This is a genomic window from Amycolatopsis sp. NBRC 101858 (assembly GCF_030269325.1).
Taxonomy (GTDB): Bacteria; Actinomycetota; Actinomycetes; order Mycobacteriales; family Pseudonocardiaceae; genus Amycolatopsis; species Amycolatopsis ponsaeliensis.
Genome location: NZ_BSTD01000005.1, coordinates 526,601 through 546,150, shown reverse-complemented (window position 1 = coordinate 546,150; position 19,550 = coordinate 526,601). Strand labels below are relative to the sequence as shown.

Below are 19,550 nucleotides of genomic sequence, written 5' to 3'. Positions count from 1 at the left end.
CCGGACCGCGCTGTCGGACCAGTCGAGGTTAGCGACCTGCGTAGACGCAGGGGACTCCGCACCTGGTGAAGTCGGTCACCGTACGCGGTCAGACGGTGTTCCCGCGGTGTGAGACCGCCCACCGGCCAACAGTTCCACCGCTTCTTCCGGGGATTTCCCGGCGGCCGGGACCACGCGGACGGGGTCGAGCGCCTGTTCGAGGTCCGGCGGCGGCCGCTCGCCGAGCACGGCGACGACGTCCGGGTCCTCCTGCTCGGCGGTCCGGAGGATCTGCTCGGCGGTGTCCAGGCAGCCGGCGTGCACGACCTCCATGCCTGCGTCGCGCAGCACGCGGCCGAGCGCGACGGCGGCCGGGTCGGGGCGGGCGAACTCGACGACGAGCACCCGCGTCCGCTCACGGCTCACCGCGGCTCCCGGCCACCGACATCCCGGCGGCGATGAGCAACGCGGCGACGGCGGCGAGGGCGAGCCAGAAGCCGGTCGACGGGCTCGCGTCGCCGAGCGAGCCGCCGACGAGCGGCAGTTCCGCGGCGTGCAGCGCGGTGAGCAAGGCGGCACCGGCCAGCAGGGCCGCCGCGGGCTTGGGCCGCGACCGCAGCGCCAGCGCGGCCGCGCCGACGACGACCACGACGGTGGTCAGCAGCCCCCACGAAGGCGTGTCGAAGTTCGACCAGAGCCCGGGCGCGACGTAGCCGGGCACGCTGAAGACGGGCAGCCCGAACGCGGCGACGGCCAGCACCCCGCCGGCGACGACGGGGGTGAGCAGGCTGCTGCCCGCCTCGGTGCTTTGGTCGGCGTCCTCGCGTTCGACGACCCCGGTTCCGGCGGCGGCGAGCGCGACGAGGGCGGCGAGCACGAGCGCGGCGAACGTCCAGGCGGCGCCGGCGCCGAGGTCGTAGGTGAAGACGGGGGTGGCGCCGGAGGTGCCGCCGAGGTCCGCGCCCCCGAAGCCGGCGAGGTTGCCGGCCTGGGTGGCGGTCAGGGCGGTGTTGAGGACGGCGGTACCGGCCAGGACGATCCCCGCCCAGGCGAGCCCGAGCACGGGCCGGGCGGTCGCGGCGGTTTTCGGCAGGAGCGTCCCGAGCGCGGGGACGGCGACGACGAGCGCGGCGACGAGCAGGAACCACCGGGCGGGGCTTTCGGCGGCGGCGCTGACCGGGGCGGCGGCACCGGGGTTGAGCGCGGTGACGGCGACCTGCGGCGCAAAGGTGCCGACCAGGGCGGCGGCCGCGGTGGCGAGGCCGAGCACGCCGGTCGTCAGGCGCCACCAGAAGATGCCGGGCACCTTGACGTCGCGTTCGGTGTCTTTCGGCGTTTCGCTGAGGCGGGTGAAGGCGAGGCCGGCGACGACGGCGGTCGCCGCGAGCACCAGGAGGGGGCCCCAGGTGACGTGGAGGTCGTCGCGGAGGAGCCCGGCCAGCACGGGCGGCCCGGCAACCCCGAAGGCGGCGGCGGTGAGGCCGAGCAGGGTGCCTTTCGCGGTGCTTTCGGACGGAGAGGCGAGCGCGAGCACGGCGGCCAGCGGCAGCGCGGCGGCGAGCAGCAGGTAGCCACCGAGGGCGGGCCAGGGCCCTTCGAAGGCGGCACGGGCGAGCAGGAAGCCGTTGTCCGAGCCGACGGGGGCGGTGAGCAGCCCGACGGAGGCGGTGACGGCGAGCAGCGGGACGAGCAGGCGCCAGCGTCGCCGTTCGGGTTCTTCGTAGGTCCGCCCGGCCCGCCAGGCGGCAACCCCGGCAGCCCCGGTGAGCAGTTCCCCGCCGACGAGCAGCCAGAACCCGGCACCGACGGCCGAGCCGCTGACGAAGCGGTCGGCGAGGTAGAGCTCGGGCCGGATGGCGAGAGGTCCGTTGACGGCGAATTGGAGGTCGAGCACCAGCCGGCCGGGGGCGAGGGCGGCCAGGCCGAGGAGGAGGCCTTTGGCGAGGGTGGGTCTTTGGGCGGCGGCGGTCCAGATGGCGGCGATCGCGGGGGCGAGGGCGAGGAGGGCGAGCCACGGCCAGCTGGTGAACCCGGGGGCGGCGGCCGGCGAGATGGGGACGAGGGCGGCGGCGGTGAGGGCGACGGCGCCCAGGGCGGCGAGTGTGAGGGCGATGGTGAGGGGGCGGGAGGGGGTGGTGTCCTCGGCCCAGGCGGGGATGGGGTCGGTGGGCTCGGAACGGGTTTTCACCGAGGTCGAGGACGTGCGCCGGGCGGTTGCCGAGGGGGTGGGCCGGGTCCCGGCTTTCGCCGCGCGGGCAGGCCCGGCTTGCGCGGGATCAGCGGGCTCGGACCGAGCGCTCCGCGCGCGGGCACTCGCAGGCTTGGCCTCGGCTTTTGCCGCACGGTCAGGGCCGGCCTTTGCCGCGCCGGTGGGTTCGCGGGCCGCGCTGGTGGCGTTCGCCGGCCTGGCCTTCGCCGCGTCGGACGGTTCGGGAGTCGCGCGAGTGGCGCCGAGGTCCGCAGCCCCGGCCTTTGCCGCTTCGGTGGGCGGTCGGCCGGCCGCGGCTTCCGCCGATTCGGTGGTTTCGGCGGGCGCTTGCCGGGAAGCCTGTGCGCGAGGGGGCTTCCGCTTGCCGGTGGGAAGGGTGGCCGCGGGGTCCTGCGGGGAGGCCGGGGAGCCGGGGGTGCTCCCGGTCGGAGGCTCTGAGCGTGGGGGCATTGCCCGCGACGCTAGCAAGCCCGGCGGGCGCGGGAGGTCCCAGCGGGCTGCGAGTCGGCGAGCGGCGCTGCTTGATCCAGCAACGCGAGCCTGCGAGGGGCGCCGGGCTTGTCCGGCAGCGCGGTTCGCCAGCGGCATGAGTGGTCGAGCGGTGCGGGGTTTCAGCTGCGCGAGTCGGCGAGGCGCGCGGGATGGCGAGCGGGTTGTCCAGCAGCGCAGGTCGGCGATTGGCGCGGGGTGCCCGGCGAGCAGCGGGTCGCCGAGCGGCTCGGGTCGCCGAGCAGCGGGTTGGCGAGCGGTGCTGCTTGATCCAGCGACGCGAGGTGGCAAGAGGCGCGGGTCGCCCCTACGGCGCGAGTGGTCGAGGGGCGCGGGATGGCGAGCGGCCGGCTTTGGCCGATCTCGGGAGGGTTCGTCGGAAGCCTGCGCTGATGAGTCAGGGGCCGGCGCGGGGGTTCGTCACGCGTGACCCTTGTGATCCGTGCGCGCAAGGCCGAGAAGTCGGGCAAATCCGGCCGCTTGGGGTTGGGGCTCGGCGTCAGTCGGTGAGCGGTTCGCGGGCGTCGATGAACGGTCGACTCATGCCCTCGGCCGCGCCTTTGTCAGGCCGCCGCTTGGAGGCTCTGCGGCCGCCGTCGGGTGTTGCCAGGCGTCGGACATGTCTAAACATCCCCAGGCAAACGCTTATTCCGGGCCCTGAGGCCGCCGACCCCGGTCGTCGGTCGATAACCGGCCGCGAGGGCTGTAAGGCAAGTCACAACCAATGCAGTAAACCCTCTCTAACTTTGCGTAATCTCCACAGGTGGACGCAAGATCCACACCACCCGATCGGCCGCCCGGCGGGGCAGATCTTGCTTACAGCGGTGCCCCTTCGTTACTGTCCCCCGGTCCCCATTACAGTCAGGTCACGAAGTAGGACGACGAGCGAACCACCCCCGAGGTTGGCTCACCGGGTTCCCCCGCCCGCAGTCCTCCGACCCGGCTCCCCGACGATGGAAGGCCCTGTCTTGGCTTCACACCGCTCCCCCGGCGGCCAAGCTCCTTCCCCGGCACTGAAGGACGCACTCGAAGGTGCAGTCGTTCGTGTCCGGGGTGCGCACCGCATCGCCCCGCCCTCCTCGGCCCTTCGTGGCCGGGTCGTGGTCGCCGCGGTCGCTGCCGGTGCGTTCGCTGCCGCCGCTGCGGGCTCGACCCTCAAGACAGTCACCGACTCCGACGCCGCCTACACCCCGCTGGCCAACAGCCACGACGCCAGCGCGTCGCTCACCGCGGGAGGTGCGGGCACCGGGGGCGCCCCGGAGCTCCTGCCGACCGGCCACGCCGTCGACGCCTCCGCCGAGGCCGCCAAGCTTTCCGACAGCGCTTCCATCACGCAGGCCCGTGAGCAGCGTGAAGCCGACGCCGCCAAGAAGGCCGCCGAAGAAGCCGCTCGCCCCAAGACCTGCCTGCCGGCCCACGGCACCTTCACCTCGGGCTTCGGTGCCCGGTGGGGCACGAGCCACCTCGGCATCGACATCGCCAACTCGATCGGCACCCCGATCTACGCCGCCTCCGACGGCACCGTGATCGACGCCGGCCCCGCCAGCGGCTTCGGCCTCTGGGTGCGGGTGCAGCTCGACGACGGCACGATCCAGGTCTACGGCCACATGAACAGCTTCTCCGTCAAGGAGGGGCAGAAGGTCAAGTGCGGCCAGCAGATCGCCGAGATCGGCAACCGCGGCCAGAGCACCGGCCCGCACCTGCACTTCGAGGTGTGGCAGAACGGCACCAAGAAGATCGACCCCCGGCCCTGGCTGGCCGCTCGCGGCATCGTCATCTGATCCGTTCGCTTCACCCCGGTGATCCACGAGCACCGGGAAACCCGGCTGTAGAGCCATGATCCGCGGCTGAGGGCCGAAGGCGCCCCTCACTCGAGCGGACATCCGCTCCGGCCGGGAGACCGCGGCAGTCCGAGCGCGATCGCCTGCCACCGGCAGGAAGCCACGGACCACGGTCTCGAAAACAGACCAAGCGCGGCGGATCCCGCTCGCAGCAGAGCCGTGAACCGCATCGGCGATCGAGAGCCCTCCAGGCTGCTCGACGCCCCTCGGGGCACCCGAGATCACCCTCGGCCCCGCAGAAGCCGCCGGAAAGCGCCTCAGCGCCCGGAAACGGCTAACGCTGCCCGCCCGGCAAGCGCCGGACGAAGTACGCCACCGCGACCTGCCACACCGTGCACAGGTCCGCGGACCTCCGGACCGGCAACCAGCCCCAGGGCACAGCTCCCCCTGCGCCCCCCGCGGAGCGGACACGCGCGGCTCGACGTGTCGTCCAGCGGCGTCCCCGGCCGCAGGTGACACATCGCCCGTCCGCTCCGAGCTCGTGCTGCCTGAGCAGCGCTCGCCAGGCGGCGGCCAGCCGGCACGCCTCCGCTCCCGCATGCGAAGGAATTCCTGAAGCCCCCGAAGGGCCCGGACCCCGATCCGGAACCACCGACCCCAGGACTCCTCGCAGGTATTTTTGTACCCCTTCGGCCAACAGGTGAAACAGCACCGCGTCCACACCGCACTACCCCCTCCGTCGAACTCGTGTTCGACTGCGGGGTCCGTTCTACCGGTGGGGTACGACGATTCCGGCGGCGATCGCTGAGATCGCCGCCGGGTTCACTCGGACGGGTGTTACAGCTTCACCATCGGCACGCTGCCGATCAGCATCAGGCGGACCTTGCCGGCCGCGCCGAAGTCGATCGTCGCCGTGGCGCGCGGGCCGACGCCGTCGCACGAGATCACCGTGCCCAGGCCGTACTTGTCGTGGCTGACGCGGTCGCCGACGTCCAGCTTCAGCGCCACGGTGTCCTTCCAGCCCTTGCCGAACGACGGCGTCCCCGAAGAGGAAGACGGCGAAGAAGACCGCCTGCCACCCCACGTCGTCGCCGCCCGCGGAGTGCCGCCGCCGCGCGAACCGGACCCGAAGCCGAAGCCGGCGCTGGACGGCTCCAGCCGCCGCCAGTCGACGAGGTCGCCCGGCAGCTCGTCGAGGAACCGCGAAGCCGGGTTCATCGACGGCTGGCCCCAAGCCGACCGCGTGATCGCGCGCGAGACGTACAACCGCTTGCGCGCCCGCGTGATCGCGACGTACGCCAGCCGCCGTTCCTCGGCCAGCTCGGTCGGGTCGCCCAAGGCACGCATGTGCGGGAAGACGCCGTCCTCCCAGCCCGTGCAGAACACCACCGGGTACTCCAGGCCCTTCGCGGTGTGGACGGTCATCAGCGTGACCACGCCCGCGCCGCCGTCGCCTTCCTCGCCACCGTCCGGAGAGGGCACCGAGTCGGCGTCCGCCACCAGCGACACGCGTTCGAGGAACGCGGGCAGCGACCCCGGCGCCGGCACCCCGGGCTCCACGACCAGCTCGGCGTTCTCGTCCGCGACGACCTCGGCGGTGATCTCGGTGAACTCCCGCGCCACCGTGACGAGCTCGTCGAGGTTCTCGACGCGCGTGTGGTCCTGCGGGTCGTCCGACTCCTCGAGCTCGATGCGGTAACCGGTCTTGTCCAGCACGGCTTCGAGGACGTCGTGGACCTCGGCGCCGGAAGTGATCAGGTCGCCCAGTTCGTCGAGCAGCCCGACGAACCCGCCGATCGCCTTGACCGAGCGCGGGTTCAGCAGCGGCACCTTGCCCTCGACGGCGTCCCGCAGCGCGGCCGCGAACGAGATCCGCTCGCGCTCGGCGTGCGTCGCCACGACGGCTTCCGCGCGGTCGCCGATGCCGCGCTTGGGCACGTTCAGCACGCGCCGCAGGCTGACCGTGTCCTCCGGGTTCGCCAGCACGCGCAGGTACGCGATCATGTCGCGGACTTCGCGCCGCTCGTAGAACCGCACGCCGCCGACGACCTTGTACGGCAGGCCGAGCCGGATGAAGATCTCTTCGAACACGCGGGACTGGTTGTTGGTGCGGTAGAAGACGGCGACGTCCGAGTAGTCGGCTTCGCCCTTCTCCGCCAGCGCGTCGATCTCGCCCGCGACGAACGCGGCTTCGTCGTGGTCGTTGTCCGCGACGTAGCCGACGATCTTCTCGCCGTCGCCCGAGTCCGTCCACAGCCGCTTCGCACGGCGGTTCGGGTTCCGCTCGATGACGGCGTTGGCCGCGGACAGGATCGTCTGCGTGGAGCGGTAGTTCTGCTCCAGCAGGATGGTGTGCGCGTTCGGGAAGTCCCGCTCGAACTCTTCGATGTTCCGGATCGTCGCGCCGCGGAAGGCGTAGATCGACTGGTCCGCGTCACCGACGACGACCAGCTCGGCCGGCTCGACGCCCGACTCGTTCGGCGTGGTCCCGGCCAGCTCGCGGACCAGGGTGTACTGCGCGTGGTTCGTGTCCTGGTACTCGTCGACCAGCACGTGGCGGAAGCGCCGCCGGTAGTACTCGGCGACGTCCGGGAACGCCTGCAGCAGCGAGACCGTGCGCATGATGAGGTCGTCGAAGTCGAAGGCGTTGGCCTGGTTCAGCCGCCGCTGGTACTCGACGTAGACCTCGGCGACGCGGCGCTCGAGGTCGTTGGCCGCGTTCGCCGACGCCTCGTCGGGATCGACGAGCTCGTTCTTCAGGTTCGAGATGTGGATGGCCAAGGTGCGGGCCGCGTAGCGCTTCGGGTCGATGTCCAGATCCCGCGCCACCAAGGTGATCAGCCGCTTGGTGTCGTCCGAGTCGTAGATCGAGAAGCTCGACGACATGTCCAGCGTCTTGGCTTCCCGGCGCAGGATCCGCACGCACATCGAGTGGAACGTGGACACCCACATCGCGTTCGCGCGGCGGCCGACGAGCGCGGCGACGCGGTCGCGCATCTCGGCGGCAGCCTTGTTCGTGAACGTGATCGCCATGATTTCGCCGGGGTGCACGCGGCGTTGCCCGAGCAGGTAGGCGATCCGGCGGGTCAGCACCCGGGTCTTGCCCGATCCCGCGCCCGCGACCACCAGCAGCGGGCCACCGGCGTGGGTGACGGCTTCGCGCTGGGACGGGTTCAGGTCGTCGAGCAGATCGGCCTGCCCGCCGGAAGCGGGCTTGCGCGCGGGGGTCTCGGCGGGGAGATCGAAGAGGGTGTCCATCGTCTGTCCACGCTACCCCGGGCGGGTGGGCTACCGCGCCAGGCGTAGCCGGAGATGTCGCCTGGCGCCCGACGCGCCGCGGGCCCGCCGCGCGGAGCATCGGTTGGCATGGAAGACAACCGCACCGCCCGCATCCGGGCCGCCGACGCCGATCGCGAACGCGTCGCCACCGCCGTCCAGACCGCCGGCTCCGAAGGCCGGCTCACCCTCGAAGAGGTCGAAGAGCGCCTCACCCACGTCTACGCCGCCCGGTTCACCGACGAACTGGGCACGCTCACCGCCGACCTGCCGCGGCCCGCGCCGGCCCGCCCCGGCTTCCCGTTGACCCGGGCCGCGCTGCGGCGGCACCCCGCGCTGCGCCTGCACCTCGCCGTGGTGGTCGCGATCGCGGTCGTGGCGATCGTCCGCTGGGCGGTGCTGGGCGCCGGCGTCTTCTGGCCGGCCTTCCCGATCTTCTGGCTCGCGGTGAGCCTCTTCGTTCATGCCAGGGTGCGCTCGTTCCGGGAGCGGCCCGGCACGGCTGTGCCATACTGAACCCATGCGGCACGCAGAGCGATTTTTTTACGGGACCCGGACTCCGGCTCCCGTGATCGCGTAGTGCCCGAACCGCCATCACCGCCAGCCCCGGAGTCCACGGACCCGGGGCTGTCGCCGTCCCTGGGGCCGGATCCGGGCTTCAAGGAAGAGGTCCCGATGAACGCACAAGCGACGAACGCCGACGGCCAGCCCGCCGAGGACACCCCGGCCGGGGACGACATCGCGTCGCTCCGGCAGGAGATCGACTGGCTGGACAAGGAGATCCTGCGGCTGGTGAAACGCCGGGTCGAGGTGTCCAAGACGATCGGGGCCGCGCGGATGGCCGCCGGCGGCACGCGCATCGTCTACAACCGCGAGATGGACGTCCTCGCGCGCTACCGCGAACTGGGCCCCGACGGCCGTCAGCTGGCCATGGCGCTGCTGAACCTCGGCCGCGGCAGGCTGGGCCGGTAACGGTTGTCCGAATTCCGGGTCTTCCCTGAGGCACCGGCGCCCCGGCTACGGGCAGACTGTGGTCATGGACTGGCTCGTGAACCTCATCGCCGTCATCGTCGCGCTCGCGAGCGTGCTGGCCGCGCTGGGCCATGTGGGGTATCTGGCGATGCTGAACAACGCGGCGGGTAAGCGGGCCGGTGGCGCGCCGGTCGCGCAGTACGTGCGCGGCCGCTGGGCCGTTGCCGGCGGTACGACCGCGGCTTCGCTGTTCGCCTGGTTGCTCACGGCCGGGGGACCGACGCTCGACATCGTGGCGATTCTCGTCGCGGCGGGTAGCGGCGTGGTGGCGACGAAAGCGCTGCAGTCCACCCGTGACCGTTATCGCACCGGCGGCTGAAACCCGCTGAGCTGGACTGATGGCGCTGGGTGAGATTTCGTAGCGTCACTTTCCCCCTTTCGGTCGCGCCCGACCGAGTGAAACCTCTGCAACTTGCAGGTTTGGGGGCGACTTTCTACGCCGGATGCTCCTAGGGTTGACGCCGTGAGGACCCTTGCGTCTGGGTCGGGCGAAGCCCGGGAGGCGCGCGGGGGCACCGGCCCCGCGCGCCCAGTCTCGCATGCGCGTGCATCTGCGCAGGATTCGGAACGCGAAGCCGCTCGTGAGGGTGCTCCGATCGGGTTCTCCTGCCGCCGGACGGCGTCACGGCGGGTCCGCCAGGTGGTCGAGCCGACATGACCCACGGCACGGAGTTCCACGGACGCGGCAGTGCGCCCGCGCATCCCGGGCGGCACCGGCTCGGCACCACGGACGGCTGGACACCCCCGCTGTCCCAGAACCGCGCCGGGCGGCGCCACGCGGCCGGCCCGCCGCCGGTCGACCCGCCCGTGTCCGGGTCCCTGCCCCTCGCGCACCCGAGGTCCGGGGCAGATCCCCTCGCTCAGGCGGGGTTCGGGGCAGACCCGTTCGCGCAGCACGGCTCCGAGGCCGACCCGTTCGCACAGCCGAGGTCCGGCGCAGGCCCCCTCGCGCACCCGAGGTCCGGAGCAAACCCGCTCGCGCAGCACGGATCCGCGGCGGACCCGCTCCCGCCGATGTCCGGCACGCTCCCGCAGCCGTCGCTGCCCCAGCCCCGCGACCGGCGGCCCGCACCCCCGCTGTTCCCCGCGTCGCACGGCAGCCTCCCCCTGGCCGACGACGTCGAGGACACCTCGCCGTCGCGCCCCGCGTCCCGTGCCGACCTGGCCGCGCGGCGCACCCGCGTCTCGCTGGCCACCCCGCAGCCGCGCCGCACGGACCCGGAGGACGACGACGTCCGCATCTACGCGGCTCCCCCGATCGACGGGCTCGGCGTCGGCGGTTTCACCATCGGGTCGGTGCCCGCGTCCGTGACCCCGCCCAAGACGTGGAAGAAGGCGGCCTGGTTCGCCACCGGCGCGTCCGGCGCCGTGGTCGTCGGGCTGCTCTTCGCCGGGTCCTACCTGGTCGGGAAGCCGCCGGTGGACCAGGCCGTGCAGGGCGCGTGGCCGGGCTACCAGGGCGCGCCGACCCTCATCGACCCGACCGGCGAGGCCGAGCCGCCGTCCCGGCAGGGCGGTTCCGCGCCGGGCCCGGACGACAGCACCCCATCGGTGGACCAGCCGGCCGGCCGGACCAGCGGCGGTGGCGCGGGCCCCGTCGACGGCGTCCCCGCGCCGCCGCGGACCGGCGGCACCACCGACTCGGAGACGTCCGGCACGACCACGCCGAGCGCGCGGCCCCAGAAGCCCCCGGTCACGCCCGCCCAGCGCGAAACCCCGGTCAAGCCGCCCTGGTGGTACTCGTTCCCGCCGGACGCGCAGACCATGGGCGACAACTCGGAGAAGTTCTTCAACACCGTCACCACCGACCCCGCCGCGGCGTCGGCGGTGACCACCGGCGAGCTCCACGACCAGGGCCCGCAGGCCCTCGCCGAGCGGTACGCGGACGTCGCGTACTTCGAGGTCCGGAAGATCAGCATCGACCAGCAGCGCGGCGTCACGGTGAACACCGTCGAGATCACCCACACCGACGGGTCCAAGACGATCGAGGAGCGCACGCTGACGTTCGGGGACGGCGACAAGATCGCAGCTGACGGCCAGTAACCAACCCTGCACGTGCGGTTCGCCCGTTCCGATGCACGTGCGGTGCGCCGAGCGGTTACCCCTGGTCCGGGTGGGTGACATAAGCTGCCGCTCGTCGTATCGCGACGGCATTCCGGCGACAGAGCCTGGTGGTGCCCGTCCGCACAGGGTTACCTGACGACAGCGGATCCGGAACCGGCCACGAGTCGGCCATCCGGACCAACGGAAGCCCGGCCGAACGGCCGAGCGACCGTCCCCGGAACCCCAGAGCGAGGACATTCGTGCTTGATCGGCAGCGCACACGGCGTGAGGTACCCAACGCCGTCCGCGTCGAGGACGTGATCCCGGCCGAGATTCTCGACGGCGTCGGCGATGCCGACCGCGACTATCTCGAGCAGGTCTTCCGCGATCCGCAGAGGTTCCTGCCGCCGCGCCCGGAACCCGTCCGCGAGCCGGCACAGGCCGAAGACACCGACGAACCGGAGAGCCGGTTCGTCCGCCGCGCCAAGCTGGCCGGGCTCGTCGCCGCCGGAGCGCTCGTCGCCGGCGCGGTGGTCGCCGCGCCGATGCTGACCAGCGCGCACCGCGCGGTGTCCGAAGGCGGCCAGTCCACGCCCGCCGGCTTCACCGGTGCCGCGGAGCTCGGCGGCCTCGCCGTCCCGCAGCACCAGGCCGGCGGCGGCGCGCCCGAGCAGCGCAGCGCCCCGACCTCGGGCACGCACTCCGGCGGCGCGCCGTCGGCCGACGAGTCGACCACCGGCGGTCCCCGGACCCAGGCCGCGCCCGCCACCGCGGCGGCGGTGCCGGACACCGCCGCCGACGCGCGCAGCGCGGCCCGGAAGATCCAGGCGGTCAAGGACTTCTACGCCGCCATCGCCCGGGACTCGACGGGCGCGCTCGCGCTGCTGAGCCCGTCGCTGGCCGACGGCGCGGCCGGTGAGCTGGTCCGCACGTGGAGCTCGATGGACGCCATCGACGTCCAGGAGGCCGACACGCAGATCAAGCCGGACGGCTCGATCCTCGCGGTCGCGACCCTCCACCGGCCGGACGGCGCCCTGGTGCGCGTGACCCAGCTGTTCCGGGTCGCCGACACGGGCGGGTTGATCACCGAAGCCGAGCTCGTCTCGGCCCAATACATGTAGCCCTCGGCGATCACGCCTTCACCCGTGGTTCAAGTGCCCGTACCGGATTCGTGTGCGCAGAGTGAGCGCCTAGCCTTGTCACGGGCCGATCTCGGGAGAGTCGGCACACAGCCCACGACATGTGCATACGCTCCAGCGAAGCGGCGTGCGCGTGGCCGCGTCACCAGGCACCGATCCTCACGCCCTGGTGAAGTCGGAGCCCAAAGGGAGGTCGCGTGAGCGACGAGGGTCGCCTGGTCGCCGGTCGGTACCGCATCGCGGGCCGGATCGGCACGGGCGCGATGGGAGCCGTCTGGCAGGCGCAGGACGAGGTCCTGGGCCGCACGGTGGCCATCAAGCAGCTCCTTCTCCAGCCGCACCTGGACGAGCACGACGCGGAGGACGCCCGGCAGCGGACGATGCGCGAGGGCCGGATCGCGGCCCGCCTGCACCACCCGAACGCGATCTCCGTCTTCGACGTCGTCACCGACGACAACGGGCAGCCGTGCCTGATCATGGAGTACCTCAACTCCACCAGCCTGGCCGCCGTGCTGCAGGAACGCCGCACGCTGCCGCCGACCGAGGTGGCGCGCATCGGCGCCCAGGTCGCCGCGGCGCTGCGCGAGGCACACGCGGTCGGCATCGTGCACCGCGACATCAAGCCGGGCAACATCCTGCTCGGCGGCAACGGCGTCGTGAAGATCACCGACTTCGGCATCTCGCGCGCCAAGGACGACGTCACGGTCACCAAGACCGGGATGATCGCCGGCACCCCCGCCTACCTGGCCCCCGAGGTCGCCATCGGGGGTGATCCCGGTCCGGAGTCCGACGTGTTCTCCCTCGGGTCCACGCTCTACGCGGCGTGCGAGGGCCAGCCGCCGTTCGGGCTGTCGGAAAACACGCTGAGCCTGCTGCACGCGGTCGCGGCCGGGCACATCAACCCGCCGCGCCAGTCCGGCCCACTGGCCAGCGTGCTGGCCGTGCTGCTGCACCCGGACATCGAGCACCGGCCGACCGCCGAAGAGTGCGAAGAGCTGCTGGCGGCCGTCGCCCGCGGTGAGCTCCCGCTCGGCGGGCCGGCGGACGAGACCATGCTGGCGCCGTCCGCGGGCGTCCTGGGCGCGGCGGCCCTCGCGGACCCGAACGCGACCCAGATGTTCGACGAGATCCCCGCGGGTCACTCCGGCAGCCTGCTCGACAACCAGGCCCCGACGCAGGCCGTGCCGTACTACGACGAGGACGACTACCCGGAAGGCACGGGCTACCCGGAGGACGACTACGACGGGTACCGGCGCTACCCCGAGGACGACCAGCACTACGCCGGCGGCGTGCCGCCCGGCTTGGCTGCCACCCGCGCGGTGCCGGTGCCCCCGCACGACCAGGGCCCGTACGCGGACGACTACGACGACTACGACGACGAGCCGGCCCCGCCGCCCCCGCCGCGGCGTCCGCAGACCAGCCCGGCCGACGATGACGACGAGAAGCCCGGCGCCTGGAAGCGCCCGGCGATCATCGGCGGCATCGTGGTCGTGGGCCTGGTCGCGCTGGCCGTCTGGCTGCTGAGCCCGAACAACCCGGAGGCGCCGGCGTCGCCGATTTCGAGCAGCAAGCCGACGCCCGCCGCGACGTCGGAATCGCTGCCGTCGACGACCGAGGAGCCGACCGAGACGGCGGACGTGCCGCCGCCGGTCTCGGAGACGACCTCGTCGAAGCGCACGACTTCGCGGCAGACCGAGCCGGAAAAGACCACGACTCCCAAGACGACGCCGTCGAAGCCATCGACTTCGCCGACGAGCAGCGAAGAGCCGCCCACGTCGTCGGCCAACCCGCCGACTTCGACGGCGGGCGGAACCGGCAACTGATCCCCGAGGTTTGTGTTGAGCTCTGAAGGCACCATCGTCGGCGGCCGGTTCCGGCTGGACCAGCCGATCGGCCGCGGCCGCGCGGGCATCGTGTGGCTGGCGTTCGACACGCGGCTCTTCCGCACCGTCGCGATGAAGCGCATGTACCTGCCGGTCGGCGCGGGCGACCGCGCCGAGCAGGCGCGCGCGGGCGCCATGCAGGAGGGCAAGGACGCGGCGCGGATCGAGCACCCCAGCGCGATCAAGGTGTTCGACGTGCTGCCCGACGGCCAGGACGTCTGGCTGGTGATGGAGTACATCCCGTCACGCAGCATGGCGACGTTCCTCGCCGAGCACGGCAGGCTCACCCCCGACCAGGCGGCGCAGCTGGGGATCCAGCTCGGCAACGCGCTCATCGCGATCCACGCGGCCGGGTTCGTGCACCGCACGCTCGAGCCGGGCACGGTGCTGCTGGCCGATGACGGCGGCGTGAAGCTCACCGACATCGGCATCAGCGGCGGCGGGCCGCACGCGGCGTACGTGGCGCCTGAGGTCGCGCGAGGGCTGCCTCCGACGCCGGCCGCGGACGTCTTCTCCCTGGGCGCGACGCTGTACACCTCCGTCGAGGGCGTGCCGCCCTTCGGCGAGGACGGGCAGTCGTCCGAGCGGCCGGCGCAGAACGCGGGCGTGCTGACCGCGGCGCTGCGCAAGATGCTGCGGTCCGACCCGACCACCCGGCCGACGATGGCCGACACGGTTCGTTCGCTGAACGCGATCACCGAAGGGCGTGAGACCGCGTTCATCCCGCCGACCAACCCCGGGATCCCGCCACCTCCGCCGCCGCCGTTCAACCCGGGGCTGGCACCCGCGGCACCGCCGATGCCGCCGTCGGGTCCGCAGTTCCAGCAGCAGCTGCCGGTCTCCGCGCCCGGCTACTCCTCGGCGGAGGAGACGCAGCGGATGCAGCCGGTGGGGCAGCCGACGCAGTACGCGCCGCCGCCCGCCCCGGGAGCCCAGCCGCAGGCCCAGGCGGCGTGGAACCTGCCGGTGTCGAAGAAGACGCTGATCACCGTGGCCGCGATCCTCGCGGCCGTGCTGGTCGGCATCCTCGTCTCGGAGCTGTTCTTCGTCTAGGCCACCTTGGCGGTCGCCGCGCGCATGGCTTCGAGCAGCGTGCGGACGGCCGGGTGGCCCCACGCCCGGGACGCGACGGCCGCGTGGATCGCGCGGACCGGCTCCGGGTTGCGGATCTTGCGGACGACGACGCCCGGGTGCTGCGCCCCGAGCCCCAGCTCCGGGATCAGCCCGACGCCGATGCCGGCGGCGACGAACCCCTGCGCCGTCTGGTAGTCCTCGGACTCGACCACGACGTTCGGCGTGAACCCGGCGGACGCGCACGCACTGTCCAGGATGTCGCGGCAGACGCCCGGCAGGCCGTCGACGCCGACCCACGGCTCCTCGGCGAACTCCGTCAGGTCGAGCACGCGCTTGCGGGCCAGCGGGTGGGTCTTCGGCAGCACGGCCCGGTACGGGTCGTCGAGCAGGTGGACGAGCTCGACGCCCTTGCCGGGCGGCCGCTTGCGCGGGAAGACGGTGATCGCGACGTCGGCGTTGCCCGCTTCGACGTCCATCATCGGGTCGTCCGGCTCGACCAGCTTGAGGTCCAGGCGGACGCCGGGGTGCTCGCGGCGGACCGCGGCGATGGCGGGCGGGACCAGGGACGCGCCGGCCGTCGCGAAGTAGCGGATGGCGACGCGGCCGATGCGGCCCTCCTTGAGCTCGGTCAGCGCCGCTTCGGCCTTCGCGAGCTCGGCGCTGAGCGTCTCGGCGTGCTCGGACAGCAGTGCGCCCGCCGGTGTCGGCCGGACGCCGCGTCCGACGCGTTCGAGCAGCTCGGTGCCGGCTTCGCGTTCCAGCGCGGACAGCTGCTGGCTGATCGCGGACGGCGTGTAGCCGAGGTTGCGAGCCGCGGCGGTGATCGACCCGCTGGTGATCACGGCGCGGAGGACCTGCATGCGGCGGACGTCGAGCATGCCCTTGATCGTACAGCTGAGCTTAACGGTTCATGCAGTTAATTTCGCTTGTCCTTACGTCTTTCCGGGACGAAGCTGGCGCTTGATCAGCGAAGGAGGACCTGGGGTGGGCGAGACGAAGACCCTGCTGCGGATCGGCGCGCTGGCGTTGATGTGGGGCTCGAGCTTCTTCTGGATCAAGCTGGGGCTGGGGATGTTCTCGCCGGTGCAGCTGGTGCTGGCGCGGCTCGTGCTCGGCGCGGCGATGCTGCTGGTGCTGTGCCGGCTGCAGCGGGCCCGGCTGCCGCGCGACCGGCGGGTGTGGGGTCACCTGGCCGTCGCGGCGTTCTTCCACAACGCGCTGCCGTTCCTGCTGTTCGCGATCGGCGAGACGACCGTCGACTCGGGGATCACCGGGGTGCTGAACTCGACGACGCCGCTGTGGGTGCTGCTGGCGGCGCCGATGATGGGGACGTCGTCGCGGATGACCGGCACCCGGCTGGCGGGGCTCATGGTGGGTCTCGGCGGGATCTTGCTGATCTTCGCGCCGTGGCAGGCATCGGGGCTGCTGAGCTGGGGCGCGCTGGCGTGCCTCGCGGCGGCGGCGAGCTACGGCTTCGCGTTCGTCTACGAGGGCAAGTACCTGTCGTCTTCGACGTCTTCGCCGTACGCGATCTCGGCCGGGCAGATGCTGCTGGCCAGCGGGATGCTGGTGCTGGCGCTGCCGGCGGGCGGGTTCACGCCGGTGCACGTGTCCCCCGGGCCGCTGCTGGCCGTCCTGGTGCTGGGCATCGGCTCGACGGGCTTCGCGTTCGCGCTGAACTACCAGCTGCTGGCTTCGGAGGGGGCGGTGGCGGCGTCGGTGGTCGGCTACCTGCTGCCGGTGGTGTCGGTCCTGCTGGGCGCGGTGTTCCTGGGCGAGCAGCTGAACGTGAGGGTGATCGCGGGCATGGTGGTCGTCCTCGGCGGGGTCGCGCTGACCCGCCTCCAGAAGCCGGAGCGAGTGGTCGTGGAAGTGCCGGGTGTCCAGGCGGATGGGCTTGGTGACGACACCACCGGGCGCTCCCCGCGGCCGCTCGCTCCTCTGGCGGACTGAAGCCTCAGACGAGACGGCGGTCGGAGGCCCAGCGAGACAGCTCGTAGCGGTTCGAGAGCTGGGTCTTCCGCAGGACGCTCGACACGTGCGTCTCGACCGTCTTCACCGAGATGAACAGCTCCGACGCGATCTCCTTGTACGCGTACCCGCGCGCCAGGAGCCGCAGGACGTCGCGCTCTCGGGGCGTCAGCAGGTCCAGCTCCGGGTCGTTGATCGGCGCCGAACCCGGGCGGTCGGCGAACGCGTCCAGGACGAAGCCCGCCAGGCGCGGGGAGAACACCGCGTCGCCGTCCGAGACGCGGACCACCGCGCGGACCAGCTCCTTCGACGAGATCGTCTTCGTCACGTAGCCGCGGGCGCCCGCGCGGATGACCGCGATGACGTCCTCCGCCGCGTCCGACACCGACAGCGCCAGGAACACCACGTCCGGCAGCTCGGGGCGGACGCGGCGCAGCACCTCGGCGCCACCGCCGTCGGGCATGTGGACGTCGAGCAGCACCACCTGGGGCTTCGTGCGGGCGATGCCCGCCACCGCCTCGGCCACCGAGCCGGCCTCGCCGACGACGCGGACCTCGTCGGTGATCGAGTCGAGCTCGGTGCGGACCCCCGCGCGGAACAGCGCGTGGTCGTCGACCAGGAACACCTTCACCGGTTCACGCTGGCTGTCAGTCACGAGTTCGAGCATAGCCGCCTCACGCTGCCCCCTTGCCCGCTTTCACCGGCATGGCGAGCTGCACTTCGGTGCCCTCCCCCGGCGCGGTGCGCACCTTGCACGTGCCGCCGTGGCGGGTCATCCGGCCGCGGATCGAGTCGGCGAGCCCGTGGCGGTCGTCCGGGACCAGGTCGGGGTCGAAGCCCTTGCCGCGGTCGCGGACGAACACCGTCACCGACGTCGGCTCGACCTCGGCGAAGACGCTGACCTCCTCGACGCCGGCGTGCTTCGCGGCGTTGACGATCGCTTCGCGCGCGGCCTGGACCAGCGCGACCAGCGAGTCGTCGAGCTCGGCGTCGCCGACGACGACCTGGCCGACGGAGATCGCGAACGTGTCCTCGACCTCGCCGCACGCGGTCGCGAGGGCTTCGGAGAGCTGGCCCGACGCTTCTTCGTCGTTCTCGGTGGGCTTGCCGTAGCCGTTGGGGCCGTAGAGCCAGCCGCGCAGCTCGCGTTCCTGGCTGCGGGCCAGCCGCGCAACCTCGCGCGGCTGCTCGCTCTGCTTCTGGATCAGGGCGAGGGTCTGCAGGACGGAGTCGTGCAGGTGCGCGGCGATCTCGGCGCGTTCGTCGGTGCGGATGCGGGCCTTGCGCTCGTCGGAGAGGTCGCGGACCAGCCGCAGCCAGAAGGGGATGGTGAGGACGGCGACGCCGATGAGCGTCGCGATGACGGCGATCAGCGCGAACTGGACCTGGTCGAGGCTGCCGCTGCGGAGCGCGACGACGCCGATGCCGGTGATCACCAGCGCGACGCCGGCAACGATCCGGATCGCGGCCGACCAGCCACCCCCGCCGAGGAAAGCGCCCGCGAAGCCGTCCTTCGCGCCGACCCGCCAGCGGCGTCGCTGCGATTCGTCGGCTTCGCGCCAGACGACGGCGAGACCGATCATGGCGACGGCGAGCGGCACGGCGACCCAGCCGGAGATGAACCCGGTGAGCGTCCCGCTGGCGACGGCGAGGCCGACGCCGAGCGCGATCAGGCCGAACGCCTGCTGGCGTTCCTTCGAGGTGGGGGCAGTCGCGGTTTCTTCGGTCTGCTGCTGGACGAAGACCCAGAGGAGCCCGTAGGCGAGCAGGCCCGCACCATTGAGGGCGGCGAGCAGCGCGAAGGCCGTCCGCACCCAGACGACGGGCACCCCGAGGTGATCGGCAAGCCCCCCGGCGACCCCGGCGATCGCCCGGCCGGACCGGCGCCGGAACATCTTGGGCTTGTCCGGGACGGCCACCTGGTCGGGGGCTACGTGGTCGAGGGCTTCCTGCACGTGGTCCATGGTCACACGTGGCCGGGCGGGGGTGCATCGGGGAAAATCCCGGACCGCCCGATCAGTGCCAGGGCGCCGGACCGGTCCGGCTCGCCCAGGCGGCGAGACCGTGCACGTCGAACAGGCGGATGCCGTGGTGAGCGGCGTACTGCCGAGCCTGCTTCGTGAACGTCGAGGTGGTGACCACCGCGGCGACGCGGGCGCCATGAACGGTGTAACAAGTGCCGCCGAAGCGCTGGAGGTCCGGGCCGCCGACCTTGTGCGTCCCGCTGAACCGCTTCGCCTGGAGCACGATCTTGCGGCCGTCGGGTGCGTAAGCGACCACGTCCGCGCCGAGGTCGCCGGCACGGCCGGTGACCTGGGCTTGGGAGCACCCGTCCCTCGCGCACAGGAACGCAAGCGCGCGCTCGAACTCGTTCGGCGCCATCGCGTGGTAGCGCGCGATCTCCTGTGAGCGGGCGACGTCGAGCTCCCACGCCTGCCGGGTCTCGCGAGCCCGCCGCTGCTGCCACAGCACGAGCCCGTAGATCGTCACCCCGAGCACAGCGGCGCCGCCGACGAGCGAGATGACCGGGTGTGCCGAGACGAAACTCAAGACCGAGATCGCCGCGGCGCCCACCGCGGCCATCCCCAGCGCGGGCAGGACGCACCCGCCCACGCTCGTTACACCCCGGCCCCGAATCCGTCTCCGGGAAACCTCAGGGACCATCCCGGATGTC

The 19,550-nt window shown here is 72.5% G+C and carries 16 protein-coding genes; 9 read left to right on the top strand and 7 right to left on the bottom strand.

Translation table 11 applies throughout. The annotated features are described in order from the left end of the window. Positions 1-75 precede the first annotated feature (75 nt). On the bottom strand, positions 76-405 hold the full coding sequence (locus QSK39_RS36715; RefSeq protein ID WP_285482416.1) for a cobalamin-dependent protein: 330 nt from the start codon (positions 403-405) through the stop codon (positions 76-78). Continuing rightward, the gene (locus tag QSK39_RS36710; protein ID WP_285482415.1) at positions 395-2,167 is read right to left on the bottom strand and encodes a hypothetical protein; all 1,773 of its coding nucleotides are present in this window, start codon (positions 2,165-2,167) and stop codon (positions 395-397) included. Before QSK39_RS36710 ends, QSK39_RS36715 begins: the two co-directional genes overlap by 11 nt. Positions 2,168-3,777: 1,610 nt before the next feature. Between QSK39_RS36710 and QSK39_RS36705 the strand changes: the two genes are divergently transcribed. Further along, entirely contained in the window at positions 3,778-4,458 is a 681-nt protein-coding gene (locus QSK39_RS36705) for a M23 family metallopeptidase (protein WP_285482414.1), read from the top strand. Between the two features lie 837 nt (positions 4,459-5,295). Here the strand turns inward: QSK39_RS36705 and pcrA are convergent. After that, positions 5,296-7,716, bottom strand: coding sequence for a DNA helicase PcrA (gene pcrA, locus QSK39_RS36700; protein ID WP_285482413.1), 2,421 nt, complete (start codon positions 7,714-7,716; stop codon positions 5,296-5,298). A gap of 108 nt (positions 7,717-7,824) precedes the next feature. On the opposite strand from pcrA, the gene QSK39_RS36695 reads away from it, so the two are divergent. From QSK39_RS36695 to QSK39_RS36665, 7 genes are all read left to right on the top strand, one after another. Continuing rightward, positions 7,825-8,250, top strand: coding sequence for a DUF1707 SHOCT-like domain-containing protein (locus QSK39_RS36695; RefSeq protein WP_285482412.1), 426 nt, complete (start codon positions 7,825-7,827; stop codon positions 8,248-8,250). 159 nt (positions 8,251-8,409) lie between these two features. Further along, entirely contained in the window at positions 8,410-8,706 is a 297-nt protein-coding gene (locus tag QSK39_RS36690; RefSeq protein WP_247060676.1) for a chorismate mutase, read from the top strand. A gap of 64 nt (positions 8,707-8,770) precedes the next feature. Further along, complete coding sequence (locus tag QSK39_RS36685) at positions 8,771-9,085, top strand: hypothetical protein (RefSeq protein ID WP_285482411.1); 315 nt, start codon at positions 8,771-8,773, stop codon at positions 9,083-9,085. A gap of 335 nt (positions 9,086-9,420) precedes the next feature. Further along, positions 9,421-10,809, top strand: coding sequence for a hypothetical protein (locus QSK39_RS36680; protein ID WP_285482410.1), 1,389 nt, complete (start codon positions 9,421-9,423; stop codon positions 10,807-10,809). 260 nt (positions 10,810-11,069) lie between these two features. Continuing rightward, positions 11,070-11,930, top strand: coding sequence for a hypothetical protein (locus QSK39_RS36675; RefSeq protein WP_285482409.1), 861 nt, complete (start codon positions 11,070-11,072; stop codon positions 11,928-11,930). A gap of 215 nt (positions 11,931-12,145) precedes the next feature. Then, the gene (locus QSK39_RS36670) at positions 12,146-13,771 is read left to right on the top strand and encodes a serine/threonine-protein kinase (protein WP_285482408.1); all 1,626 of its coding nucleotides are present in this window, start codon (positions 12,146-12,148) and stop codon (positions 13,769-13,771) included. Between the two features lie 15 nt (positions 13,772-13,786). Then, a complete protein-coding gene (locus QSK39_RS36665) occupies positions 13,787-14,884 on the top strand; it encodes a serine/threonine-protein kinase (RefSeq protein ID WP_285482407.1) in 1,098 nt (365 codons plus the stop codon). Here QSK39_RS36665 and QSK39_RS36660 read toward each other — a convergent pair. Beyond that, positions 14,881-15,783 (bottom strand): LysR family transcriptional regulator, encoded by a 903-nt coding sequence (locus tag QSK39_RS36660; RefSeq protein WP_284745475.1) that lies wholly within the window; start codon positions 15,781-15,783, stop codon positions 14,881-14,883. The two genes, QSK39_RS36665 and QSK39_RS36660, sit on opposite strands and share 4 nt — an antisense overlap. Before the next feature lie 106 nt (positions 15,784-15,889). Between QSK39_RS36660 and QSK39_RS36655 the strand changes: the two genes are divergently transcribed. Next, complete coding sequence (locus QSK39_RS36655; RefSeq protein ID WP_285482406.1) at positions 15,890-16,858, top strand: DMT family transporter; 969 nt, start codon at positions 15,890-15,892, stop codon at positions 16,856-16,858. A 4-nt stretch (positions 16,859-16,862) separates the two neighbouring features. On the opposite strand, the gene QSK39_RS36650 is transcribed toward QSK39_RS36655, so the two are convergent. Genes QSK39_RS36650 through QSK39_RS36640 form a run of 3 tightly spaced genes read right to left on the bottom strand, consistent with a single transcriptional unit; the run spans position 16,863 to position 19,489 of the window. Then, on the bottom strand, positions 16,863-17,543 hold the full coding sequence (locus tag QSK39_RS36650) for a response regulator (RefSeq protein ID WP_284745472.1): 681 nt from the start codon (positions 17,541-17,543) through the stop codon (positions 16,863-16,865). 7 nt (positions 17,544-17,550) lie between these two features. Then, a complete protein-coding gene (locus QSK39_RS36645; RefSeq protein ID WP_502873341.1) occupies positions 17,551-18,846 on the bottom strand; it encodes an ATP-binding protein in 1,296 nt (431 codons plus the stop codon). Positions 18,847-18,892: 46 nt separating this feature from the next. Then, entirely contained in the window at positions 18,893-19,489 is a 597-nt protein-coding gene (locus QSK39_RS36640; protein WP_285482404.1) for a restriction endonuclease, read from the bottom strand. Positions 19,490-19,550: the final 61 nt, after the last annotated feature.

What these genes read in the sequence shown, in the direction of transcription:
- pcrA (WP_285482413.1), bottom strand. Translation starts at nt 7,716, where the DNA reads ATGGACACCCTCTTCGATCTCCCCGCCGAGACCCCCGCGCGCAAGCCC.
- QSK39_RS36695 (WP_285482412.1), top strand. Translation starts at nt 7,825, where the DNA reads ATGGAAGACAACCGCACCGCCCGCATCCGGGCCGCCGACGCCGATCGC.
- QSK39_RS36690 (WP_247060676.1), top strand. Translation starts at nt 8,410, where the DNA reads ATGAACGCACAAGCGACGAACGCCGACGGCCAGCCCGCCGAGGACACC.
- QSK39_RS36685 (WP_285482411.1), top strand. Translation starts at nt 8,771, where the DNA reads ATGGACTGGCTCGTGAACCTCATCGCCGTCATCGTCGCGCTCGCGAGC.
- QSK39_RS36680 (WP_285482410.1), top strand. Translation starts at nt 9,421, where the DNA reads ATGACCCACGGCACGGAGTTCCACGGACGCGGCAGTGCGCCCGCGCAT.
- QSK39_RS36660 (WP_284745475.1), bottom strand. Translation starts at nt 15,783, where the DNA reads ATGCTCGACGTCCGCCGCATGCAGGTCCTCCGCGCCGTGATCACCAGC.
- QSK39_RS36650 (WP_284745472.1), bottom strand. Translation starts at nt 17,543, where the DNA reads ATGCTCGAACTCGTGACTGACAGCCAGCGTGAACCGGTGAAGGTGTTC.